Origin of the sequence: Amorphus orientalis, assembly GCF_030814015.1 — a bacterium.
Classification (GTDB): Bacteria; Pseudomonadota; Alphaproteobacteria; order Rhizobiales; family Amorphaceae; genus Amorphus; species Amorphus orientalis.
In genome coordinates this window covers 39,342-60,516 of sequence record NZ_JAUSUL010000002.1, presented here as the reverse complement: position 1 = coordinate 60,516, position 21,175 = coordinate 39,342, and the positions used below count along the sequence as shown (strand labels likewise).

The following is a 21,175-nucleotide window of genomic DNA, read 5'->3' as shown; positions in this document are numbered from 1 at the left end:
GTCTACTCGCCCGCCTGAACGGCGGCCTGGACGAGGCGACGGTCGGAGTTCGGCCCCAGCACGATCACCTTGGCGCCGACGGGTACCCGGTCGTAGAGATCGGCCACATCGGCGTTCTTGAGCCGGATGCAGCCGGAGGAGACGGCGTAGCCGATCGTCCATTCCTCGTTGGTGCCGTGGATGCGGTACATCGTGGAGCCGAGATAGAGAGCGCGCGCGCCGAGCGGGTTTTCCGGACCGCCGGGCATGAACTCCGGCAGATAGGGCTGGCGCGCCCGCATGTCGGCCGGCGGCCGCCAGTCGGGCCATTCCGCCTTCCGGCTGACCCGCTCGACCCCTGCCCAGGTGAAGCCGTCGCGGCCCACTCCGATCCCGTAACGGATGGCCTGGCCACCGGGCTGGACGAGATAGAGATAGCGGGTCGCGGTATCGATGATGACGGTTCCGGCCGGCTCCGCCGTCTGGAACGGGACGACCCGCCGACGGTATTTCTCGGCGTGGATCTCCGCCATCTCCGCCCGCGAGGCCTGATAGTGCCGCCACTGCCCGGTCGTCGGATCGTAGTAGCGGTATTTCGGGCGTTCCGGCTGCTTCTCGCGGAAGCCGATCGGAGCGTATTCGATCCAGCGCTCGTTCTTGGCGTCCCAGACCCGGACCTTCTGGGGCCCGGCCGTGGCGCCGCCGGCGCCGATGGCCAGCGTCGCTGCGATGGCGGCCAGGGCGATGATGCGCCTCATTGCGTCCTCCGTCTCGCCGGTCAATCGAATAAACGAGCGCTTCTTTCCGGTCAGACACCATCCGAAACGGGCCGCGCTCGGACGCGGACGGACCCGCATCCTTCCCGACATGAGTGCGCAGTTATGGTTAGCAGCGGGTTAACGCGGCTGGTCGGCCATGCTCCGCGAAAAGAGCCGTCGCGATCCGCCATGCACGCTGGGCATTGCCGTGCGCTCAGCCGGGATGCTTGTCTGTGCACCATGTTTGCGATTCGCTCCCGGCGCGATCGCTCAGCGGAGACCTCGCCCGTGCGCTTCGATCCCTCGCACCCCACCGACCCGCGATGACGCCGGCCCAAAACGACCGGTCAGCCTCGCGCATCGTCGTCGAGCGCGCCGTCCCGGCCGTGTTCGTGCTGCTCTGGTCGACCGGCTACATCGGATCGAAGATGGGGGCTCCCTATGTGGAGCCGTTCACGTTCCTGACGCTCAGGTTCGTGCTTGTGTGCGCGCTCATGGGGCTCGCCATTCTCGTCACACGGTCGCGCTGGCCGAGCCATAGCGGTCCGCTCGTCCATTCCATCGTCATCGGCATGATGATGCACGGCCTCTATCTGGGCGGCGTGTTCTGGGCGATCAAAAACGGGATGCCGGCCGGTGTCGCGGCCCTGATCGTCGGGCTGCAGCCGCTGCTCACCGCAATCGGCGCGGCGTTCGTGCTGAGCGAACGGATTTCGCTGCGCACGCTGGTCGCGCTCGTCGTCGGCATTGTCGGGGTGGCTTTGGTGCTCGGTCCGCGCTTCACCCTGGCATCGGAAGGCATCACGCCTGCGACCATCGTCTCGGTGCTGATCGCCGTGGTCTCGATCTCCGCGGCCACGATCTACCAGAAGCGGGTGGTGACCGATCTCAATCTGTGGGTCGGCGGCCTGTTCCAGTATCTGGGCGGATTCCTGGTCTGCCTGCCGCTGGCCTTCCTGACGGAGACCATGGCCGTCGAGTGGACCCCGACCTTCATCTTCGCTCTCGCCTGGCTGGTGGTGGTCCTGTCGGTCGGCGCCGTGTCGCTGTTCATGCTGATGATCCGGGCCGGCGCCGTCTCCAAGCTGGCGACGCTGTTCTACATGGTCCCGGCCACGACAGCGCTTCTCGGCTACGTGCTGTTCGGCGAGACCCTGACCCTGATCCAGCTCGGCGGCATGGTGGTCACGTCGTTCGCCGTCGCCATCGCGACCCGGGCCAAGGCCTGAGCGCGCCGCGTAAAGGTATCGGCAGCCGCCTCAGTCGTGGGGCGGCACCAGCGTGCGTTCGGACCTGTAGCGCAGCATGGAAGCGTTGATCTCCGCCCCGAGGATCAGGAGACCGGCCGAGAGATAGAGGAAGACGATCGCCGTCATCGTACCGGCGAGCCCCGCATAGGTGGCGGCGTAGTTGGCGAAGTCCTTCAGGTAGTAGCCGAACAGTGCCGCCCCCAGCATCCACAGGACGAGGGTCGCGAGGATACCCGGCATCAGGTCCACGAACCGTCTGCGGCCGGCCGGCAGCCAGACATGGGCGGCGATCAGCGCCACCATCAGGATCAGCGCGGCCAGCCCAAGCCGCGACAGGTGGAACAGGCGGGAGAAGTTTTCCAGCCAGGGCGCGTAGAGGACGGCCGAGGACCAGCCGATCGGCCCGAGCACCAGAAGAACACCTGTCGCCAGCAGCGTGAGGGTTCCCAGCGACACGAAGCCGAGGCTCTGCAGGCGCCGGAAGACCTGCCCGCGGTCCTCGCTCGCCCGGTAGGCGCGGTTGAGGGCCAGCCGCAGCGCTTCCACGCCGTTCGAAGCAACCCAGATCGAAGCCAGGAAGCTGACGGTCAGCAGGCTGCCGCGGGGCCGGTTCAGAACGGCGTTGACTTCGCTCGCCAGTGGATCCGCCACCCCTTTCGGCCAGGTCGACAGGACCAGGCTGGTGGCTTCCATAGCCATCTCGCGGGAGCCAACCATGGCCGCGAGCGTGCCGAGGATGACCAGGAACGGAAACAGCGACAGAAGCATGGACAGGGCGACATGGCTGGCGATCGCCCAGCCGTCGTCGGAATTGAAGCGGGCGATCGCACTGGCGATGACGGTCCACGTCGGGACCAGCCAAGGCAATTTCCGGACGACATGCCGGGCCCGGTCGGTCCACTTCTGAAAATTACGGCGGAACGTCATCATGCCCTTGCAACGGCATCGAGCTGCCAAGGGCCTTTGCACAACCTTGCCGCGGTGCACAACGGCCACTATTCTCGGTCGTCACTGTCTATATCGTTTCCGCCGACCGGTGCTAGGGCCTCCGCGGCCCGGCGCGCATCCGGCAAAGCGACCTGGCTTTTCCAGAAGACAGGCTTTCTTGTCGCCGGCAAGGACGCCACCAAAAATTGATCGACCCCCGGGAGGACACCATGCTCGCCGAACGCCTTGCGTCCGAAGTCACGACCGAGACGCTTCTCGACCGGACTTCGGAGGCCGTTGCTGCCGTCGACGGGCTCGTGGCCCGGGCAAGCGCAGCCGTCCGTGGCCGGCTCCTCAGCGACGGTCGGATCGACCCGGCTCTCCTGGAGGCCGAACAGCACGCGGTGCACGGGCTCGCATGGCTGTCCACCTACGCGGAGGCGCTGCGTCAGCTTGCCGATTATGCCGCGCGTCTGTCGACCGAAGGCCGTCTGACGTCGGTCGAGAGCCTGATCGTGCGGATCGGCTTCGGCGAATATCTGGCCCAGATCTTCGGCGGCATCGCCATGAACCAGGGCGAGATCGTGCGGCTGCCCGATCTCGGCGTCGACGACAATGCCGGATCGGTTCAGAGCGGTGCGGTCCATTGGTTCCTGGCCCAGGGCAACACGCGGGAGACGCGCGCCGCGCTCGCCGAACTGCTCGACAAGCACGACATCGGCTCGCCGCTGGGCAATCCCGGCCTCGACGAGACGCTGGAGGCGATGCGCACCGAGATGCACCGCTTCGCCGAGGCCGAAGTGGCGCCTCACGCCCACGAATGGCACCTGGAAAACGACTACATCCCGATGGACGTGGTGCGGAACATGTCCGAGCTGGGCGTGTTCGGGCTGACCATCCCGGAAGCCTATGGCGGGCTGGAGCTGGGCAAGGAGGCCATGTGCGTGGTCTCCGAGGAGCTGTCCCGGGCCTATATCGGCGTCGGCTCGCTGGGAACGCGTTCGGAGATCGCGGCCGAGCTGATCCTGTGCGGCGGCACGGAGGCCCAGAAGGAAACCTGGCTGCCGAAGATCGCGTCGGGCGAAGTGCTGCCGACCGCCGTCTTCACCGAGCCCAACACCGGCTCCGACCTCGCCTCCCTCAAGACCCGGGCGGTCCGCGACGGCGACGTCTACAAGGTGAGCGGCAACAAGACGTGGATCACCCATCCGGTCCGGGCCGACCTGATGACGCTTCTGGTGCGCACCAACCCCGACGAGAAGGGCTATCGGGGTCTGTCGATGTTCCTTGCCGAGAAGCCGCGCGGCACCGACGAGGATCCGTTTCCCGCCGCCGGCATGTCCGGCGGCGAGATCGAGGTGCTCGGCTATCGCGGCATGAAGGAATACGAGATCGCCTTTGACGGCTTTGAGGTCGCCGCCGACAGCCTGCTCGGTGGCGAGGAAGGCCAGGGCTTCAAGCAGCTCATGCAGACCTTCGAGGCCGCCCGCATCCAGACTGCTGCCCGCGCCATCGGCGTCGCCCAGTCGGCCTTCGAGCTGGGTCTGCGCTATGCCCGCGAGCGGGTTCAGTTCGGCAAGCCGATCTTCGACTTCCCCCGGGTCTCCGACAAGCTGGTGATGATGGCCGTGGAGATCACGCTCGCGCGCCAGCTCACCTACTTCTCCGCCCGCCAGAAGGATTCCGGTCGGCGCTGCGACCTGGAGGCCGGCATGGCAAAGCTGCTTGCCGCGCGGGTCGCCTGGGCCGCAGCCGACAACGCCGTCCAGATCCACGGCGGCAACGGCTTCGCGCTTGAGTACCCGATCTCGCGCGTGCTCTGCGACGCGCGCATCCTCAACATTTTCGAGGGTGCCGGCGAGATCCAGGCTCAGGTCATCGCGCGCCGGCTGTTGGACGGAACCAACTAGGCAGGATTCTGCCGTCTCCGGTTACGAAGGATTCAGCACCGCAAACGGCCGGCCCTTGGCAGGGTCGGCCCGGCGGCGCCATGGTCCTGGGCGAACGATCCGAAGCCGACGATGGCCGGGGCCGCTGTTTGCGGCCTTCCCGGCGGCCGAGGACCAAGGCACCCGTACGCCGAGGAGATTAGCCATGCACCTGATTGCGCGCGCCATCGAGACCGTGGTTCCGGCGGCCCTTTTCTTTCTGTTCTTCGCCACCCTGTGGACCGTGGTTTCAGACCCGACGATGAACGCGGCGAACATGATCCCGTGAGCCGCTGCGATCGGGCCGCGGCTGCCGCGGGTCACCGGCTGCAAACCAAGACGAGGCCCGGCCGTTTCAGATCGACGGCCGACCTTGTCACAGGCTAAGGAACCGGTCCGAGCCGAACTGGTCAAACCGATCCCAGTCGCCCAGCTGGTCTGCGAACGCCCGGGCCGCCGGGCTGCCGTCTTCGGCCAGATACATATGGACGAACCCGAGCCGCGGAAGCCCGAATTCCGACGAGACAGGCGCAATGCCTCCGTCCGTCAGCGCCCTGGGAAGCGCGGCTACGGCGAGATCCGCCCGGACCGCCGCCACCTGCCCCATTGACGTATCGCTCCAGTAGCAGACGCGGTAAGGGCGCTCCGCTGCATCGAGGGCCCTTAGCGCAGCGTCGCGCCAGGCGCATCCGACCTCGGCGACCGCCAGCGACAAGGGCTCCCGCTGGGCTACGTCCCCGCCGCGCTTTCCAAGCCAGCACAGCTCCTCGGAAAACAGCTCCCGCGAGGCTATCCGCGGCGTCCTGCTCTCCGTGAACAGCGCCACATTCGCCTTTCCCTCCGCAAACAGGCTCTGCACGTTGTTGCTGGAGTCCAGTCGTACCTCCACGCGCACACCCGGATGGGTACGCGCGAAGCGCTTCAGCAAAACCGGGACATGCCAAACCCCGAGATCGTGCGGTGCGGCGACGCACAAGTTTCCCGAGATGTCGTATCCGAGGAAGTGCGCCATCGTCTCGTCGCTGACGGCCACAAGCCGACGCGCAAAACCCAGCAGGGCTTCCCCCTCCTCCGTCAGGACGACCCTACGGGCATTGCGCTCCAAGAGCGTGCGGCCGAGCTGGTTCTCGAGCTTGGCGACTTGAAGACTGACGGCTGAGGCGGAACGGCACACCCGCTCGGCCGCATGCCGGAAGCTGCCGGTCTCGCAGATCGCAATGAAGATACGGGCCGCATCGACGCTCAAAGGTCGACCCGCGCCACCTCCGCCGGGCAGATCAAAAGTTGAGTTTTTCTTATCCATAGGTCCCGAATATATCGTTTTCCTCAATTCACGTCATCTTCTAGGCCTCCAGGGTGCCCTGCCTGGAGTGCCCCATGAGCCCAAACCTGAAAGATCTCGTTCCCGGCCTCACATGGTCGCTGCTTGCCCTCGGGATTTGGTCGGGATCGCTGGTGCTTACCCGGCTTGGCGTCACGACCACCCTTAACGCCTACGACCTGGTGGCGCTGAGATTCTCCGTCGCCTCGGTACTGCTACTGCCAGTCATCTGGCGATACGGCTTCGCCGGGGAGCGGCTCGGTATTGCCGGCCTCGCCATGATCGTCACCGGCTACGGCGCGCCATACATGCTCGTGATCGCCTTCGGTCTGGGTTTCGCGTCCGCCGGCGCTGCCGGGGCGATCAATCCCGGACTGATGGCCGCGATCGTGGCCGTGGTCGGCTGGAGGATGTTCGGAGACGTCATGACTCTCCGCCGGGCGGTCGGGATCGCCACGATCCTGGCCGGGATCGGTCTTCTGCTCGCGGCTATATACGATCCAAGCGCACTGCCCGGTTACGGACTTCTCGTCGCCAGCGCGGTTCTGTGGGCGAGCTATGCGCTGATGATCCGCAGCGCGGGGATACCGGCCGCCCAGGCCACCGCCATCGTGGCCGTCGGCTCCGCCGTTGTCTATCTGCCGGTCTATATCCTGGCGCTGCCGAAGGGTCTCGGCGACGCGCCCCTCGCGGACATTCTACTGCAAGCCGGGTTTCAGGGCGTCGGGGTCGGCGTGATCGCGCTGTTCGCGTTCAACCGGTCCTGCGAGCGGCTCGGCTCGGCGGCCGGCGCGGCGATGCCCGCCCTGATCCCGTTGACGACTCAAGCTCTCGCGTGGCTGATCCTAGGCGAGGCGGTATCGCTCCCGCAGCTTTCGGCCGCGGCTGTCACCGGTGTCGGTGTCGCGCTGTGCGTTCTGCCCGTCCGACCACGCGCCTGCCGGTGAAACAACGAGGAGCGGAGCGAATTGGCGCGAGCGGAAAGAGATCCTTCCCCGCGCAAATCCGGACCGATATCCGGTTCCCGCTATTCCTGGATTTGCTCTCTTCTCCACGCAAATCCGGACGGAAAACTGGTTCCCACTTTTCCTGGATTTGCTCCTACCTCGGCAGCGTGCTCGACCCCGTCAGGAACTCGTCGATCGAGCGCGCGGCCTGCCGGCCCTCGCGGATCGCCCAGACCACCAGCGACTGACCGCGGCGCACGTCGCCGGCCGCGAAGACCTTGTCGACGTTGGTGCGGTAGTCCTCGGTGTTGGCGGCGACGTTGCCGCGGCGATCCCGCTCCATGGAGGACAGCTCCGACAGATAGGTGCCCTCGGCGGGACCGGAAAAGCCGATCGCCACCAGGACCAGATCCGCCTTGATCAGGAACTCCGTTCCGGCGATCGGCTCGCGCTTTTCGTCGACCCGCGAACACTCGACATGGGTCACGCGGCCGTTCTTGCCCTTCAGGCCGAGGGTGGCGGCGGCGAACTCGCGCTCCGCCCCCTCCGCCTGGCTGGACGAGGTCCGGAACTTGGTCGGCCAGTAGGGCCAGACCGTGAGCTTGTCTTCCTTCAGCGGCGGCATCGGGCGGATATCGAGCTGGGTCACCCGCAGCGCGCCCTGGCGGAACGAGGTGCCGATGCAGTCGGACGCGGTGTCGCCGCCACCGATGACCACCACGTGCTTGCCGCCGGCGAGGATCGGCTCCTCGTTGATCGGCTCGCCGCCGATGCGGCGGTTCTGCTGCACCAGGAACGGCATGGCGTAGTGCACGCCGGTCAGATCCATGCCCGGCAGGCCCGGATCGCGCGGCTTCTCCGCACCGCAGGCGATCAGCACGGCGTCATGGCCGTCGATCAGCTCCTGCATCGTGGTGGAAACGCCGATATTGGTGCCGAAGTGGAAGGTGACGCCCTCGGCCTCCATCTGGCGCACCCGCCGATCGATGTGGTGCTTCTCCATCTTGAAGTCGGGGATGCCGTAGCGCAGCAGGCCACCGGCCCGCGGTTCGCGCTCATAGACATGCACCGTGTGACCGACGCGGGCGAGCTGCTGGGCTGCGGCAAGGCCGGCAGACCCGGCACCGATGACGGCCACCGTCTTGCCGGTGTGGTGGGTCGGCGGCTGCGGGCGAACCCAGCCGTTGGCCCACGCCTTGTCGGCGATCGCCTGCTCGATCGTCTTGATGGAGACCGGGACGTCCTCGAGGTTCAGCGTGCACGCCTCCTCGCAGGGCGCCGGGCAGATCCGGCCGGTGAATTCAGGGAAGTTGTTGGTGGAATGCAGATCGAATGCGGCGGACTCCCAGTCGCCCGCATAGATCAGGTCGTTCCAGTCCGGGATCTGGTTGTCGACCGGACAGCCCTGGGGGCCATGGCAGTACGGGATGCCGCAATCCATGCAGCGCGCGGCCTGCCGCTGCACTTCCGGATCCGTGAGCGGCAGGGTGAACTCCCGAAAGTGGCGCACGCGATCGGCGGCGGGCTGATACTTCTGCTCCTGCCGGTCGATCTCGAGAAAACCTGTCACCTTACCCATTCGGCCAATCCCACTTTGCCGACGTCAGTCGCTGTTCGGTCGGACGTATCTTTAGTTGGATGAAATCGAAGAAGCCAGCGCCGCAGGCGGAGGCGGCACGAGGCCGGGACATGCGAGCGGCACGTTCCGGACCGGCTTCCTCGATACGAAACCCGGGAGCCCCGGCGGGCAGCGCCCGTCGAGGCAGGGTGGCGGTTACTCCGCCGCGACGCCCACCCGCGCCTGCTCCATCTCGCGCAGCGCCCGGCGGTACTCGACCGGCATCACCTTGACGAACTTGGGACGGTAGGTCTCCCAGTTGTCGAGGATCATCTGGCCGCGGTTCGAGCCGGTGTAGCGGACATGAGCCGCGATCAGCGTGCGCAGGCGCTCGTCGTCGTGATGGGTCATGTCGCTGGAAACGTCGACGCGCCCCTTGGTCTCCACGTCGCCGCCGTGGTGGTGCAGCTTCTCGAGGAGATCGTCCTCTTCCACCACCGGCTCCAGATCGACCATGGCCAGGTTGCACCGGGACGGGAAGTCGCCGGCCTCGTCGAGCACGTAGGCGACGCCGCCCGACATGCCGGCCGCGAAGTTGCGCCCGGTCTGGCCGAGCACGACGACCACGCCGCCGGTCATGTATTCGCAGCCGTGATCGCCCGCGCCCTCGACCACCGCGATGGCGCCGGAGTTGCGGACTGCGAAGCGCTCGCCGGCGACGCCGCGGAAGTAGCACTCGCCCTCGATGGCGCCGTAGAGCACCGTGTTGCCCACGATCATCGAACGGTCGGCCTCGAACTGGACGTTCTCCGGCGGCCGGACGATGATCTTGCCGCCCGACAGGCCCTTGCCGACATAGTCGTTGGCGTCGCCGACGAGGTCGAGCGTCACCCCCTTCATCAGCCAGGCGCCGAAGGACTGTCCGGCGGTGCCGTTCAGCCGGATCTTGATGGTGTCGTCGGGCAGGCCGTCATGGCCGTGATGCTTGGCGATCTCGCCGGACAGCATCGCGCCGACCGACCGGTCGACGTTCGTCACCTGGGTCTCGATCTCCACCGGCGTCGCGTGCGCGATACCCGACACCGCCTGCTTGATCAGCGTCCGGTCCAGCACGCTGTCGATCGGGTGGTTCTGGCGGGTGGTATGCCGGACGTCGTCCGGTTCGCCTTCCGCATGGAAGAAGACCCGCTCGAAATTCAGCGCCTTCGCCTTGAAGTGGTCGATCAGCCGGGTCTGGTCGAGCATGGAGGTCTGACCGATCAGCTCGTCCAGCGAACGAACGCCCATCTGCGCCATCAGCTCGCGCGCCTCTTCGGCCACGAAGAAGAAGTAGTTGATGACGTCCTCGGGCGTGCCCTTGAAGCGCTTGCGCAGCACCGGATCCTGGGTCGCGATGCCGACGGGACAGGTGTTGAGGTGGCACTTGCGCATCATCAGGCAGCCGGTGGCGATCAGCGGCGCGGTGGCGAAGCCGAACTCGTCGGCGCCCAGGAGCGCCCCGATGACCACGTCACGGCCGGTGCGCATGCCGCCGTCGACCTGCAGCGCGATCCGCGAGCGCAGGCCGTTCAGCACCAGCGTCTGGTGCGCCTCGGCAAGCCCCATCTCCCAGGGGCTGCCCGCATGCTTGATCGACGTCAGCGGCGACGCGCCGGTGCCGCCCTCGTAGCCGGCGATGGTGATGTGATCGGCGCGCGCCTTAGCGACGCCGGCCGCGACCGTGCCGACGCCTACCTCGGACACCAGCTTCACCGAGATGTCGGCTTCCGGGTTCACGTTCTTCAGGTCGAAGATGAGCTGGGCCAGATCCTCGATCGAGTAGATGTCGTGATGCGGCGGCGGCGAGATCAGCCCCACGCCCGGCGTGGAATGCCGGACCTTGGCGATGATCGCGTCGACCTTGTGGCCGGGAAGCTGACCGCCCTCGCCGGGCTTGGCGCCCTGGGCCATCTTGATCTGGATCTGGTCGGCGTTGACCAGATATTCGGTGGTCACGCCGAACCGGCCCGACGCGACCTGCTTGATGGCCGACCGCTTCGAATCGCCGTTGGGCAGCGTCATGAAGCGCTCGGGCTCCTCGCCGCCCTCGCCCGTGTTCGACTTGCCGCCGATCCGGTTCATGGCGACGGCCAAGGTCTCGTGGCTCTCCTTGGAGATCGCCCCGAACGACATGGCGCCGGTTGAGAACCGCTTGACGATCTCCGCCGCGGGCTCGACCTCGTCGATCGGCACCGGCGTCCGTCCGGTCTCCTCGGCAGGCTTCAGGCGGAACAGGCCGCGGAGCGCGTAGCGTCCCGCCTCCTCGTTCACCAGACGGCTGAACTCGAGATAATCGTCGGTCTGCTTGGTTCGGACGGCGTGCTGCAGGTGCGCGATCACGTCCGGCGCCCACAGATGCCGCTCGCCGCGGGTCCGGTAGGCGTATTCGCCCCCGATCTCCAGGCTACGCACGAGCAGCGGATCCTCGCCGAACGCGGCGGTGTGCCGGCGCACGGTCTCCTCGGCGATCTCGGCCAGGCCGAGGCCGTCGATCGTCGTGGCGGTGCCGAAGAAGAAGCGATCCACGAGGTCGTCGGACAGACCGACCGCATCGAAGATCTGCGCGCCGCAATAGGACTGGTAGGTGGAGATGCCCATCTTGGACATCACCTTCAGGATGCCCTTGTCGATCGACTTGATGTAGCGGTGAACCACCTCCTCGTCGTCGACCTCCTCCGGGAAGCCGGACTTCATCGCCGCCAGCGTCTCGAAGGCGAGATAGGGGTTGATCGCCTCCGCGCCGTAGCCGGCCAGCACGCAGAAATGATGGATCTCGCGCGGCTCGCCGGATTCCACGACGAGGCCCACGGCGGTGCGCAGGCCGCGGCGGATCAGGTGATGGTGCACGCCGGCCGTCGCCAGAAGCGCCGGGATGGCGATCCGCTGCCGGCTGACCAGCCGGTCCGACAGGATGATGATGTTGTAGCCGTCGGCGACCGCCTTCTCCGCCCGCTCGCACAACCGCTCGATGGCCTCCGACATGCCGTCGGCGCCCTTGTCGGCGGAATAGGTGCAGTCGAGGGTGATCGTCTGGAACTGGTTGTCGGCGATGTCGCCGATCTCCCGGATCTTTTCCAGATCGTGGTTGGTCAGGATCGGCTGACGGACCTCGAGCCGCTTGCGGGTCGAAAGCCCCTTCAGGTCGAACAGGTTCGGCCGCGGTCCGATGAACGAGACCAGACTCATCACCAGCTCTTCGCGGATCGGATCGATCGGCGGGTTCGTGACCTGGGCGAAGTTCTGCTTGAAGTAGGTGTAGAGCAGCTTCGGCCGGTCGGAGAGTACCGACAGCGGCGTGTCGGTGCCCATCGAGCCGATCGCTTCCTGACCGACGGTGGCCATCGGCGCCAGCAGGAACTTCAGGTCCTCCTGGGTGTAACCGAAGGCCTGCTGGCGATCGAGCAGGCTCTCGTTGGTGTTCGGCGTGCGGCCGCGCACCGGGACGAGGTCCTCCAGCACCATCTGGGTGCGGTCGAGCCACTTGCGGTACGGGTTCGCCGCCGCGAGCTGCTTCTTCACCTCCTCGTCGGAGATGATCCGGCCTTCCTCGGTGTCGATCAGCAGCATGCGGCCGGGCTGGAGCCGCCACTTGGAGACGATCTTCTCCTCCGGGATCGGCAGCACGCCGACCTCGGACGCCATCACGACCAGACCATCCTCGGTGACGACGTAGCGCGCCGGCCGGAGGCCGTTGCGGTCGAGCGTCGCGCCGATCTGGCGGCCGTCGGTGAAGGCGACCGCGGCGGGTCCGTCCCACGGCTCCATCAGCGCGGCGTGGTACTCGTAGAAGGCCTTGCGGTCGTCATCCATCAGCGGATTGCCGGCCCAGGCTTCCGGGATCAGCATCATCACCGCGTGGGCGAGCGAGTAGCCGCCCTGGACCAGGAACTCCAGCGCGTTGTCGAAGCACGCGGTGTCGGACTGGCCTTCGTAGGAAATCGGCCAGAGCTTGGAGATGTCGGAGCCGTAAAGTTCCGATTCCGCGCTCGCCTGCCGCGCCGCCATCCAGTTGACGTTGCCGCGCAGCGTGTTGATTTCGCCGTTGTGCGCGACCATCCGGTAGGGATGGGCCAGCCGCCAGGACGGGAAGGTGTTGGTGGAGAAGCGCTGATGCACCAGCGCCAGCGCCGTCTCGAAGCGCGGATCGGTCAGGTCGTTGTAATAGGTGCCGAGCTGATGGGCGAGGAACATGCCCTTGTAGACGATGGTCCGGCTGCTTAGCGACACGACGTAGAAGTCGGTCTCCTCGCCTTCGGTCTCCCGGTAGATCGTGTTGGAGATGACCTTGCGCAGGATGAACAGGCGACGCTCGAAGCTGTCGTCGTCGGTCTCGCCGTCGCCCCGGCCGATGAAGACCTGGGTGTGCACCGGCTCGACGTCGGTCACCAGCGGCGACAGGCCGGAATTGTCGACCGGCACCCGGCGCCAGCCGAGCAGCCGGTGGCCCTCGTCGGCGATCGCCTGGGTGATGATCTCCTCGCAATGGGCGCGCAGAGCGTCGTCCTGCGGCATGAACACCATGCCCACGGCGTACTCGCCCGGCTCCGGCAGCTCGAATCCGAGGCCGGCGCACTCCTCCTTCAGGAAGGCGTGCGGGATCTGGCACAGCATGCCCGCCCCGTCGCCGACCAGCGGATCCGCGCCGACGGCGCCGCGGTGCGTCAGGTTGACGAGAATCTCGAGGCCTTTTTCGACGATGTCGTGGGAGCGGCGGCCATGGAGATCGCACAGGAAGCCGACGCCGCAGGCATCGTGTTCCTTGCCGGGCCGGTAGAGACCGGCCGTCGCCGCCTTGACCCGATCGCCCGTGGCCGTTTTCGGACCGGTCAACGCGTTCACCGAAGTCCCGCCATGATCACCCATCCTGATCCCACTCATCGTCCGCATGCCTCGTCTGGAGCGCCGTGGTTCCCGGCATACGGCCAGGAGGCGCACGGTCCACTCGCAATTAAAGAGCCAGATCCCCCGCCGCGCGGCTGCGCCGCGGATCCCTCTGGCAGCGGGCGTCCAGCCTCGGTCATCGGGTCGCATCTCCGCTCGGGAGATTGCGGCTCGATCGAATGGTCGACCGGTGCCGGAAGCTAGTGCGCGTCTCCGATTTCGGGATGCAGCGCCCGCGCCAGCGCTTCCCCCGATCCGACCCCATCCCTTCCGCGCGGTCCGGCCGCGGGAAAGCGAGGTGCCGGTGGACCCTATCATCCTCCCTGGCCGCGCGGATTTCCAGCCCCACGGGGAGAGTTACGACAGCAGTCCTGTCCTTTTCCGGCCGCGAAAGGTGCCAGAAGAACCGCATCTCCGCAAGATGGACGTGTCGGCGACCGCGAAACCCTGACGGATTTTGTGGGTTTGGGAAGGAAGAGAATTTGTCGCCGCACCCGGTTCGCGCGGGCGGTCCGCTCGTGTAGACGAGACTTTGTCGCGCTCGCATAATGCGCGCAATTTCAGTGCCGGCCCCGGACGGGTGGCTGACTTAAGGGAGGACAAACATGTCGGAATCGATCATTCCCGTTTCCGAAGCAGTGGCCAAGACGGCCCTGGTCGACGAGGCGGGCTATGAGGAGATGTACCGCAAGTCGGTTCAGGACCCGGTGGCATTCTGGGGCGAACAGGCCAAGCGGATCGAGTGGATCAAGCCCTTCTCAAAGGTGAAGAACACCTCCTTCGATCCGCACAACGTCTCCATCAAGTGGTTCGAAGACGGCACGTTGAACGTGTGCTACAACTGCGTCGACCGCCACGCGGAAACCAAGGGCGACCAGCCGGCGATCATCTGGGAGGGTGACGATCCGAGCGAGAGCCTGACGATCACCTACCGCGAGCTGAAGGACCACGTCAGCCGCTTCGCCAACGTGCTGAAGGCCCATGGCGTCGGTCGCGGCGATCGCGTCACGATCTACCTTCCGATGATTCCCGAGGCGGCCTACGCGATGCTGGCCTGCGCCCGCATCGGCGCCATCCATTCGGTGGTGTTCGCCGGCTTCTCGCCGGACTCGCTCGCCGGTCGCGTCCAGGACTGCGATTCCAAGCTGATCATTACCGCCGACGAAGGTCTGCGCGGCGGCCGCACGATCCCGCTCAAGGCCAACACCGACGCCGCCTGCGAGAAATCGCCGAGCGTGGAGACGGTTGTGGTCGTTCGCCGCACCGGCGGCGACGTGGACATGAAGGACGGACGCGACGTCTGGTATCACGAGGTCGCCGAGAACGTCTCTTCGAGCTGCCCGCCGGTGGAGATGAACGCCGAGGATCCGCTGTTCATCCTCTACACCTCCGGCTCGACCGGCAGCCCCAAGGGCGTGCTTCACACTTCCGGCGGCTATCTCGTCTACACCTCGATGACCCACCAGTACGTGTTCGACTACAAGTCGGGCGAGATCTACTGGTGCACCGCCGACGTGGGCTGGGTGACGGGCCACTCCTACATCGTCTACGGACCGCTCGCGAACGGCGCCACGACGCTGATGTTCGAGGGCGTGCCGACCTATCCGGACGCCTCCCGGCACTGGCAGGTGATCGACAAGCACGACGTCGCCATCTACTACACCGCGCCGACCGCGATCCGCGCGCTGATGGGTGCCGGCGACGACCACGTGACGAAGACCGACCGCAGCTCGCTGCGGATCCTGGGCACCGTCGGCGAGCCGATCAACGCCGCCGCGTGGCAGTGGTACTACGACGTCGTCGGTGACGGCCGCTGCCCGATCGTGGACACCTGGTGGCAGACCGAGACCGGCGGTATTCTCATCACGCCGCTGCCCGGCGCGACCGCGCTGAAGCCGGGGTCGGCCACCAAGCCGTTCTTCGGGGTCCAGCCGGCGGTGGTGGACGCCAACGGCAACTATCTCGAGGGTGCCACGGAAGGCAATCTCGTCATCACCGACAGCTGGCCCGGCCAGATGCGGACGGTCTACGGCGATCACGACCGGTTCGTGCAGACCTACTTCTCCGCCTATCCCGGGAACTATTTCTCCGGCGACGGCTGCCGCCGCGACGAGGACGGCTACTACTGGATCACCGGCCGCGTCGACGACGTCATCAACGTGTCCGGCCACCGCATGGGCACGGCGGAGATCGAATCGGCCCTGGTCGCTCATTCCAAGGTCGCCGAGGCCGCGGTGGTCGGCTACCCGCACGACCTCAAGGGCCAGGGTATCTACGCCTACGTGACCCTGATGGGCGGCGAGGAGCCGACAGAGGAGCTGCGCAAGGAGCTGGTGCAGTGGGTCCGCCGGGAGATCGGCCCGATCGCCTCACCGGACCTGATCCAGTTCGCCCCCGGCCTGCCGAAGACCCGGTCGGGCAAGATCATGCGCCGCATCCTGCGCAAGATAGCCGAGGATTCGTTCGAGAATCTCGGCGATACGTCGACGCTGGCCGACCCGTCGGTGGTCGATAACCTGGTCGAGCACCGGATGAACCGCGCCGCGGAATGACGATGCGACGCCTGGGCAAACGGCTTGTACTGGCATTGGCGTCCGGCGGCCTCGCTGCCGCCGGTCCGGCCGCGGCAGCCGAGCCGTTGCCCGACCCCTTCGTGCGCCTCGCCGACGTTGCACCCGAGATCCGGCAGGACATGCGCTACGCCAGCGCCGACAACTTCACCGGCGCCCGCGTTCCCGGCTACCGGGCGCCGACCTGCATCCTGACCCGACCGGCGGCGGAGGCACTGGCCGAGGTGCAGGAGCGGCTGCAGGCGGACGGCTATTCGCTGATCGTCTTCGACTGCTACCGGCCGGAGAAGGCGGTCGCTGCCTTCATGGACTGGACCCGCTCGAACGATCCCGGCGACCGCTACTTCTATCCGGAGATCGACAAGGCCTCGATCGTTCCCGATGGCTACGTCGCCGAACGCTCCGGCCATTCACGCGGAAGCACCGTCGATCTCGCGATCGTCGCGGCCGAACGCGAGATGCCATTGCCGCCCCGGCCCGGACGGTGCGATTTCAGTTCGGCGCCCAGCACCGGGATCGAGTTCGGAACCGACTACGACTGCTTTTCCCCACTCTCCGCGACCGAATCGACCGAGGTCTCTCCCCAGGCCCAGGCCAACCGTCGCTTGCTCCTCGACGCGATGACGGACGCGGGGTTCAAGAACCTTCCGGAGGAATGGTGGCACTACACCTTCCAGCCCGAGCCGTTTCCGGACAGCTACTTCGATTTCGACGTCGAATAGCAAAGCCAGACGGACGGTCAGGGGTCGGAACCCGGTACGCTTTCGCCTTCCTCACCGGACGGAAGCTTGTGGCGCTCGATCAGCGGGATCTGGGCGAGCGCGAACACCATGGTAATCGGCATGATCCCGAACACCTTGAAGGAGACCCAGAAATCGCTGGAGAAATTGCGCCAGACGATCTCGTTCAGGAGCGCCAGGAACAGGAAGAAGCTCGCCCACCGGATCGTCAGCTTGCGCCAGCCGTCGTCGTCCATCGAGATGACGGAATCCAGCACCAGACCGAGCAGCGGCCGCTTCCAGATCGCCAGGCCACCGAACAGCACCGCCGCGAACAGGCAGTTGACGATCGTCGGCTTGAGCTTGATGAACAGTTCGTCCTGCAGCGCCAGCGTCAGTCCGCCGAACACCAGCACGACGACGCCGGTGACCAGCGGCATGATCGGCAGGCTGCGCTGGATCGCATAGGAGACGGCGAGCGCCACGACGGTCGCCGCCATGAACGCCCCGGTCGCGGTGATCAGGTCGATCCGGGCGTTGGTGACGAAGAAGATCACCAGCGGGCCGAGTTCAAGAGCGAGCTTCAGGAGCGGATTGATGGGCTTGGCTTCGGTCATCCTCTTCCCTCGCAACCCCGGCGCGCGCGATCAAGCGGAAAGTGACGGGTCGTGGCTCGGCGGTCCCCTCGTACATGCCCCGCGCAGGCCTGCTGCGCCCCGACCGCATTTTTGACCCACTTGCCGCGCACCGGCTTGTGGGCGATCGGTTCGATGCCGCTTCGCAGCGGTCCCCGTTCTTACCCCCGGTATCGGCCCTTGGTCGCAGGATGGTCAGGACAGGTTGGGCCGTGCTCCTTCAATCTCTCGGTTCCACCGCCCGTCGCGATGGACTAACAGAATTGGGAGGAAACCAAATTGGAGCCCGTTACGTGAACCGTCAGGAGACGCCGCGCCGACGCCGACCCGCGAGACGGATTGCCGCCGACCCTCGGCCGGAGGGTGCGGAAGCCCCACGCCCGCCGCGCCGTGCCAAACGGCGGCCCGATGCGGAGCGGCCGGTGCGCGAAAGCTGGCAGGATACGGCCGCCGAGGGTGTTCTGGCCGTCCACAGCATCGCCAAGAGCTATCGCCGGCGCACCGTGGCCCACGGCATCTCCATCAATGTCCGCCGCGGCGAGGCGGTGGGCCTGCTCGGCCCCAACGGCGCCGGCAAGACGACCGTCTTCTACATGATCACCGGACTGATCCGCCCGGATGCCGGCAAGATCAGCCTCGACGGGTTCGACATCACCGCGCTTCCGATGTATCGGCGCGCCCGGCTCGGCATCGGCTATCTTCCGCAGGAAGCTTCGATCTTTCGCGGCCTGACGGTCGCCAACAACATCATGTCCGTGCTCGAGGTGGTCGAGCGCGACCGGCGCAAGCGCAACGCGGAGCTCGAAAGCCTGCTCAACGAGTTCGGCATCACGCACCTGCGCGACGCACCGGCGACCGCGCTGTCGGGCGGCGAGCGGCGTCGTTGTGAAATCGCCCGCGCCCTGGCCAGCAGGCCCTCGTTCATGCTGCTCGACGAACCGTTCGCCGGCATCGACCCGATCGCGGTCGGCGACATTCAGGACCTGGTCCGCCACCTCACCCACCGGGGAATCGGCGTGCTGATCACCGACCACAACGTGCGCGAGACGCTCGGCCTCATCGACCGGGCCTACATCATCGCATCGGGCGAAATGCTGACCGAAGGCAGCCCGGACGAGGTCGTCGCCCACCCCGATGTTCGCCGCCTTTACCTTGGCGAGCAATTTACGCTTTGATTCCCCGACGCAAGGCGCTACCCATAGGCGATCGCCATACGCAAGAATTGGACCAACTTAGAAAGAACGGCGAACGCCCTTGCCGATAAGTCTCGCGCCTCGGCTCGATCTGCGGCCAACGCAGTCCCTGATCATGACTCCGCAGCTGATGCAGGCCATCAAGCTGCTGCAGCTGACGAACCTCGAACTTTCCGCAGTCATCGATCGGGAAATCGAGGAGAATCCGCTTCTCGAACGCGCCGGCAGCGACGCGGACGACACGTGGGAAAACGAGCCCGACACATCGCCGGAGACCGCGCCCGCGGAGGCCGACCTGTCCCGGATCGGCGAACAGGCCGTCGCAGATCTGGACGCGCCGGCGAGCGCCCTCGACCCGGACAGAACCGGACCGGTCGATGGCGTTTCGGAAGCCTTTGCGAGCGACCCGTGGCGCTCCGTCGGTGCCGGCGGCAGCCGTCCGGACGGCGACATGGAGCCCATCGACTGGCGCCCACCTACCCTGCGCGATCACCTTCTCGAGCAGATCGGGCTGAGCATCCCGGAAGGCCGGGAGCGGCTCGTCGCCGAATTCCTGGTCGACTGCCTGGACCCGACCGGTTACCTGCGCGACGATCCGGCCGAACTGGCCAGGCGCCTGGGCCTGGAGCCGGCGGAGCTCGAAGCGGTGATCGAGCAATGCCGGCGGCTGGACCCGATCGGGGTGTTTGCCCGCGATCTGGCTGATTGTCTCGCTCTACAACTCGCCGACAGCGACCGGCTGGACGATGCGATGCGGACCCTTCTGGAGAATCTCCACCTCGTCGGCCGCCGGGACTTCGCGGCGCTGGAACGGACCTGCGGCGTCTCCGGCGACCGGTTGGCCCGCATGCTCGCCGACCTGAAGGGGCTCGATCCGCGTCCGGGGCTGCAGTTCGACGTCGAGCCGGTCCGGGCGATCGTGCCCGACGTCCTGGTCACCCCGGATCCGGAAGGCGGGTTCCGGGTCGAGCTCAACAGCGACACGCTGCCGAAGGTTCTGGTCAACCGGGGCATCTACCAGACCGCCGTGCGGGCCGCCCGGGCCCCGGACGACAAGTCCTATCTGAGCGAGCGGCTGCAGGCGGCCAACTGGCTGGTGAAGAGCCTCGATCAGCGCGCCACCACGATTCTCAAGGTCGCATCCGTGATCGTGGAGCAGCAGCGTGGCTTCCTTGAGCACGGCGTGTCTCACCTGAAGCCGATGACGCTGAAGATGGTCGCGGACGTGATCGGCATCCACGAATCGACGGTCAGCCGCGTCACGGCCAACAAGTATCTGGCCTGTCCGCGCGGCCTGTTCGAGCTGAAGTCCTTCTTTTCGGCGGCAATCGCCGCCTCCGGCGGTGCAGAGGCCCATTCGGCCGCCGCCGTGCGCCACCGCATTCGCCGCATGATCGACGCGGAATGCGCCGACACGGTCCTCTCCGATGACGCCATCGTGAGACAGCTGAAAGATGACGGCGTCGACATCGCGCGCCGAACCGTGGCCAAGTACCGGGAGGCGATGCACATCCCATCGTCGGTCCAGCGCCGCCGCGAGAAGCAGCATGCCCAGAGAACTTCGAGCTGACGTTGCACCGCACCCCGGCTCGACGTTGACAGCGCCGGGGTGCACTCGTAGAACCGCGCGCATTCTTCAGCGCCCAGTGTGGGCGCAGCAAGCAAGCGCGGCCGACCCGACTACGCGCCGGCCGGACGTCAGCGTGATCACACAGAGGCGGAGTGCGCTGACAGGCGCCTCCTGAAAAGACCGAAACCGTCATGTTGAAGATTTCCGGCAAGAACATGGACATCGGAAACGCTCTGCGCGAGCGGATCCAGGATCGGGTCGACGATGCGGTCCGTAAGTATTTCGACGGGGGCTACAGCGGCCAGATCGTCGTCGAGCCGGAAGGGTCCGGCTTCAAGACCGACTGCTCGGTGCACCTCGACACCGGCGTCGTCCTGAAGACCTCCGCCACCGCGTCCGATGCGACCGCGAGCTTCGATCAGGCGGCCGAGCGGGTGGAGAAGCGACTGCGCCGCTACAAGCGCCGGCTCAAGTCCCACCACACGCCGGCCAACGGCGAGGCGCTGGAAGCGTCGAGCTTCGTGCTCGCCAAACCGGACGAAGAGGATGAGGTACCGGTGGACTATTCCCCGGTCGTCGTCGCCGAAACCGCCACCCACGTGCGTACGATGACCGTCGGAATGGCGGTCCTGGACCTCGATCTCACCGAAGCGCCGGTGGTGGTGTTCAGAAGCGCCGCGAACGGAGCGATCAACGTCGTCTACCGCCGTTCAGACGGCAATATCGGCTGGATCGATCCGGCCTTCGACAGCCCCAAGCAGAGCTGATCGGTTCAGCCTCCGCCCTGCCGCCCCTCCTTGTCGCCGAACACGGCGCATCTGATCGACGAGCGGACTGCACGGTCATTTGGGCCGGGACGAGGACATGCGGGACAGCGCGCTGCCCTTCCGGGTGCAATCG

15 protein-coding genes are annotated in these 21,175 nt (G+C 66.5%); 9 read left to right on the top strand and 6 right to left on the bottom strand.

Going from position 1 to position 21,175, the window contains the following annotated elements; translation table 11 throughout:
• Positions 1–2: 2 nt before the first annotated feature.
• Entirely contained in the window at positions 3–737 is a 735-nt protein-coding gene (locus tag J2S73_RS08100; protein WP_306885010.1) for a L,D-transpeptidase, read from the bottom strand.
• A 323-nt stretch (positions 738–1,060) separates the two neighbouring features.
• Here J2S73_RS08100 and J2S73_RS08095 point away from each other — a divergent pair, with 323 nt between their 5' ends.
• A complete protein-coding gene (locus J2S73_RS08095) occupies positions 1,061–1,966 on the top strand; it encodes a DMT family transporter (protein WP_306885009.1) in 906 nt (301 codons plus the stop codon).
• Between the two features lie 30 nt (positions 1,967–1,996).
• Here J2S73_RS08095 and J2S73_RS08090 read toward each other — a convergent pair whose 3' ends face one another.
• Positions 1,997–2,917, bottom strand: coding sequence for a YihY/virulence factor BrkB family protein (locus J2S73_RS08090; RefSeq protein WP_306885008.1), 921 nt, complete (start codon positions 2,915–2,917; stop codon positions 1,997–1,999).
• A 227-nt stretch (positions 2,918–3,144) separates the two neighbouring features.
• Here J2S73_RS08090 and J2S73_RS08085 point away from each other — a divergent pair, with 227 nt between their 5' ends.
• Together J2S73_RS08085 and J2S73_RS08080 are read left to right on the top strand one after the other, a co-directional pair.
• Positions 3,145–4,824 carry an acyl-CoA dehydrogenase family protein gene (locus J2S73_RS08085; protein ID WP_306885006.1) on the top strand — a complete coding sequence of 560 codons (1,680 nt, stop codon included), beginning with the start codon at positions 3,145–3,147 and terminating at the stop codon, positions 4,822–4,824.
• Between the two features lie 184 nt (positions 4,825–5,008).
• Positions 5,009–5,131, top strand: coding sequence for a hypothetical protein (locus tag J2S73_RS08080; RefSeq protein WP_306885005.1), 123 nt, complete (start codon positions 5,009–5,011; stop codon positions 5,129–5,131).
• An 87-nt stretch (positions 5,132–5,218) separates the two neighbouring features.
• On the opposite strand, the gene J2S73_RS08075 is transcribed toward J2S73_RS08080, so the two are convergent.
• Positions 5,219–6,088 (bottom strand): LysR family transcriptional regulator, encoded by an 870-nt coding sequence (locus tag J2S73_RS08075; protein ID WP_306885004.1) that lies wholly within the window; start codon positions 6,086–6,088, stop codon positions 5,219–5,221.
• Between the two features lie 131 nt (positions 6,089–6,219).
• Here J2S73_RS08075 and J2S73_RS08070 point away from each other — a divergent pair, with 131 nt between their 5' ends.
• Positions 6,220–7,110, top strand: a complete 891-nt coding sequence (locus J2S73_RS08070) for a DMT family transporter (protein WP_306885003.1) — start codon at positions 6,220–6,222, stop codon at positions 7,108–7,110.
• A gap of 154 nt (positions 7,111–7,264) precedes the next feature.
• Here J2S73_RS08070 and J2S73_RS08065 read toward each other — a convergent pair whose 3' ends face one another.
• The gene (locus J2S73_RS08065) at positions 7,265–8,689 is read right to left on the bottom strand and encodes a glutamate synthase subunit beta (protein ID WP_306885002.1); all 1,425 of its coding nucleotides are present in this window, start codon (positions 8,687–8,689) and stop codon (positions 7,265–7,267) included.
• 195 nt (positions 8,690–8,884) lie between these two features.
• A complete protein-coding gene (gene gltB, locus J2S73_RS08060; RefSeq protein ID WP_370874404.1) occupies positions 8,885–13,594 on the bottom strand; it encodes a glutamate synthase large subunit in 4,710 nt (1,569 codons plus the stop codon).
• A 599-nt stretch (positions 13,595–14,193) separates the two neighbouring features.
• Here gltB and acs point away from each other — a divergent pair.
• Both acs and J2S73_RS08050 read left to right on the top strand, forming a co-directional pair.
• Positions 14,194–16,140 carry an acetate--CoA ligase gene (gene acs / locus J2S73_RS08055; RefSeq protein ID WP_306885001.1) on the top strand — a complete coding sequence of 649 codons (1,947 nt, stop codon included), beginning with the start codon at positions 14,194–14,196 and terminating at the stop codon, positions 16,138–16,140.
• Positions 16,137–16,880: a M15 family metallopeptidase gene (locus J2S73_RS08050; protein ID WP_306885000.1), complete on the top strand. Its 744-nt coding sequence runs from the start codon at positions 16,137–16,139 to the stop codon at positions 16,878–16,880. The genes acs and J2S73_RS08050 overlap by 4 nt, the downstream gene beginning before the upstream one ends.
• A gap of 17 nt (positions 16,881–16,897) precedes the next feature.
• On the opposite strand, the gene J2S73_RS08045 is transcribed toward J2S73_RS08050, so the two are convergent.
• Positions 16,898–17,494: a septation protein A gene (locus J2S73_RS08045; protein WP_306884999.1), complete on the bottom strand. Its 597-nt coding sequence runs from the start codon at positions 17,492–17,494 to the stop codon at positions 16,898–16,900.
• A gap of 209 nt (positions 17,495–17,703) precedes the next feature.
• Between J2S73_RS08045 and lptB the strand changes: the two genes are divergently transcribed.
• From lptB to hpf, 3 genes are all read left to right on the top strand, one after another.
• Complete coding sequence (gene lptB, locus J2S73_RS08040) at positions 17,704–18,687, top strand: LPS export ABC transporter ATP-binding protein (protein WP_370874433.1); 984 nt, start codon at positions 17,704–17,706, stop codon at positions 18,685–18,687.
• A gap of 79 nt (positions 18,688–18,766) precedes the next feature.
• Positions 18,767–20,275: an RNA polymerase factor sigma-54 gene (gene rpoN / locus J2S73_RS08035; protein ID WP_306884998.1), complete on the top strand. Its 1,509-nt coding sequence runs from the start codon at positions 18,767–18,769 to the stop codon at positions 20,273–20,275.
• A gap of 191 nt (positions 20,276–20,466) precedes the next feature.
• Positions 20,467–21,042 carry a ribosome hibernation-promoting factor, HPF/YfiA family gene (hpf, locus tag J2S73_RS08030; RefSeq protein WP_306884997.1) on the top strand — a complete coding sequence of 192 codons (576 nt, stop codon included), beginning with the start codon at positions 20,467–20,469 and terminating at the stop codon, positions 21,040–21,042.
• Positions 21,043–21,175 lie beyond the last annotated feature (133 nt).

Excerpts from the sequence above, each read along its gene's own strand:
- J2S73_RS08100 (WP_306885010.1), bottom strand. The coding sequence starts at position 737 with ATGAGGCGCATCATCGCCCTGGCCGCCATCGCAGCGACGCTGGCCATC.
- J2S73_RS08095 (WP_306885009.1), top strand. The coding sequence starts at position 1,061 with ATGACGCCGGCCCAAAACGACCGGTCAGCCTCGCGCATCGTCGTCGAG.
- J2S73_RS08090 (WP_306885008.1), bottom strand. The coding sequence starts at position 2,917 with ATGATGACGTTCCGCCGTAATTTTCAGAAGTGGACCGACCGGGCCCGG.
- J2S73_RS08085 (WP_306885006.1), top strand. The coding sequence starts at position 3,145 with ATGCTCGCCGAACGCCTTGCGTCCGAAGTCACGACCGAGACGCTTCTC.
- J2S73_RS08080 (WP_306885005.1), top strand. The coding sequence starts at position 5,009 with ATGCACCTGATTGCGCGCGCCATCGAGACCGTGGTTCCGGCGGCCCTT.
- J2S73_RS08070 (WP_306885003.1), top strand. The coding sequence starts at position 6,220 with ATGAGCCCAAACCTGAAAGATCTCGTTCCCGGCCTCACATGGTCGCTG.
- J2S73_RS08065 (WP_306885002.1), bottom strand. The coding sequence starts at position 8,689 with ATGGGTAAGGTGACAGGTTTTCTCGAGATCGACCGGCAGGAGCAGAAG.
- gltB (WP_370874404.1), bottom strand. The coding sequence starts at position 13,594 with ATGCGGACGATGAGTGGGATCAGGATGGGTGATCATGGCGGGACTTCG.
- acs (WP_306885001.1), top strand. The coding sequence starts at position 14,194 with ATGTCGGAATCGATCATTCCCGTTTCCGAAGCAGTGGCCAAGACGGCC.
- J2S73_RS08050 (WP_306885000.1), top strand. The coding sequence starts at position 16,137 with ATGACGATGCGACGCCTGGGCAAACGGCTTGTACTGGCATTGGCGTCC.
- J2S73_RS08045 (WP_306884999.1), bottom strand. The coding sequence starts at position 17,494 with ATGACCGAAGCCAAGCCCATCAATCCGCTCCTGAAGCTCGCTCTTGAA.
- lptB (WP_370874433.1), top strand. The coding sequence starts at position 17,704 with ATGGTCAGGACAGGTTGGGCCGTGCTCCTTCAATCTCTCGGTTCCACC.
- hpf (WP_306884997.1), top strand. The coding sequence starts at position 20,467 with ATGTTGAAGATTTCCGGCAAGAACATGGACATCGGAAACGCTCTGCGC.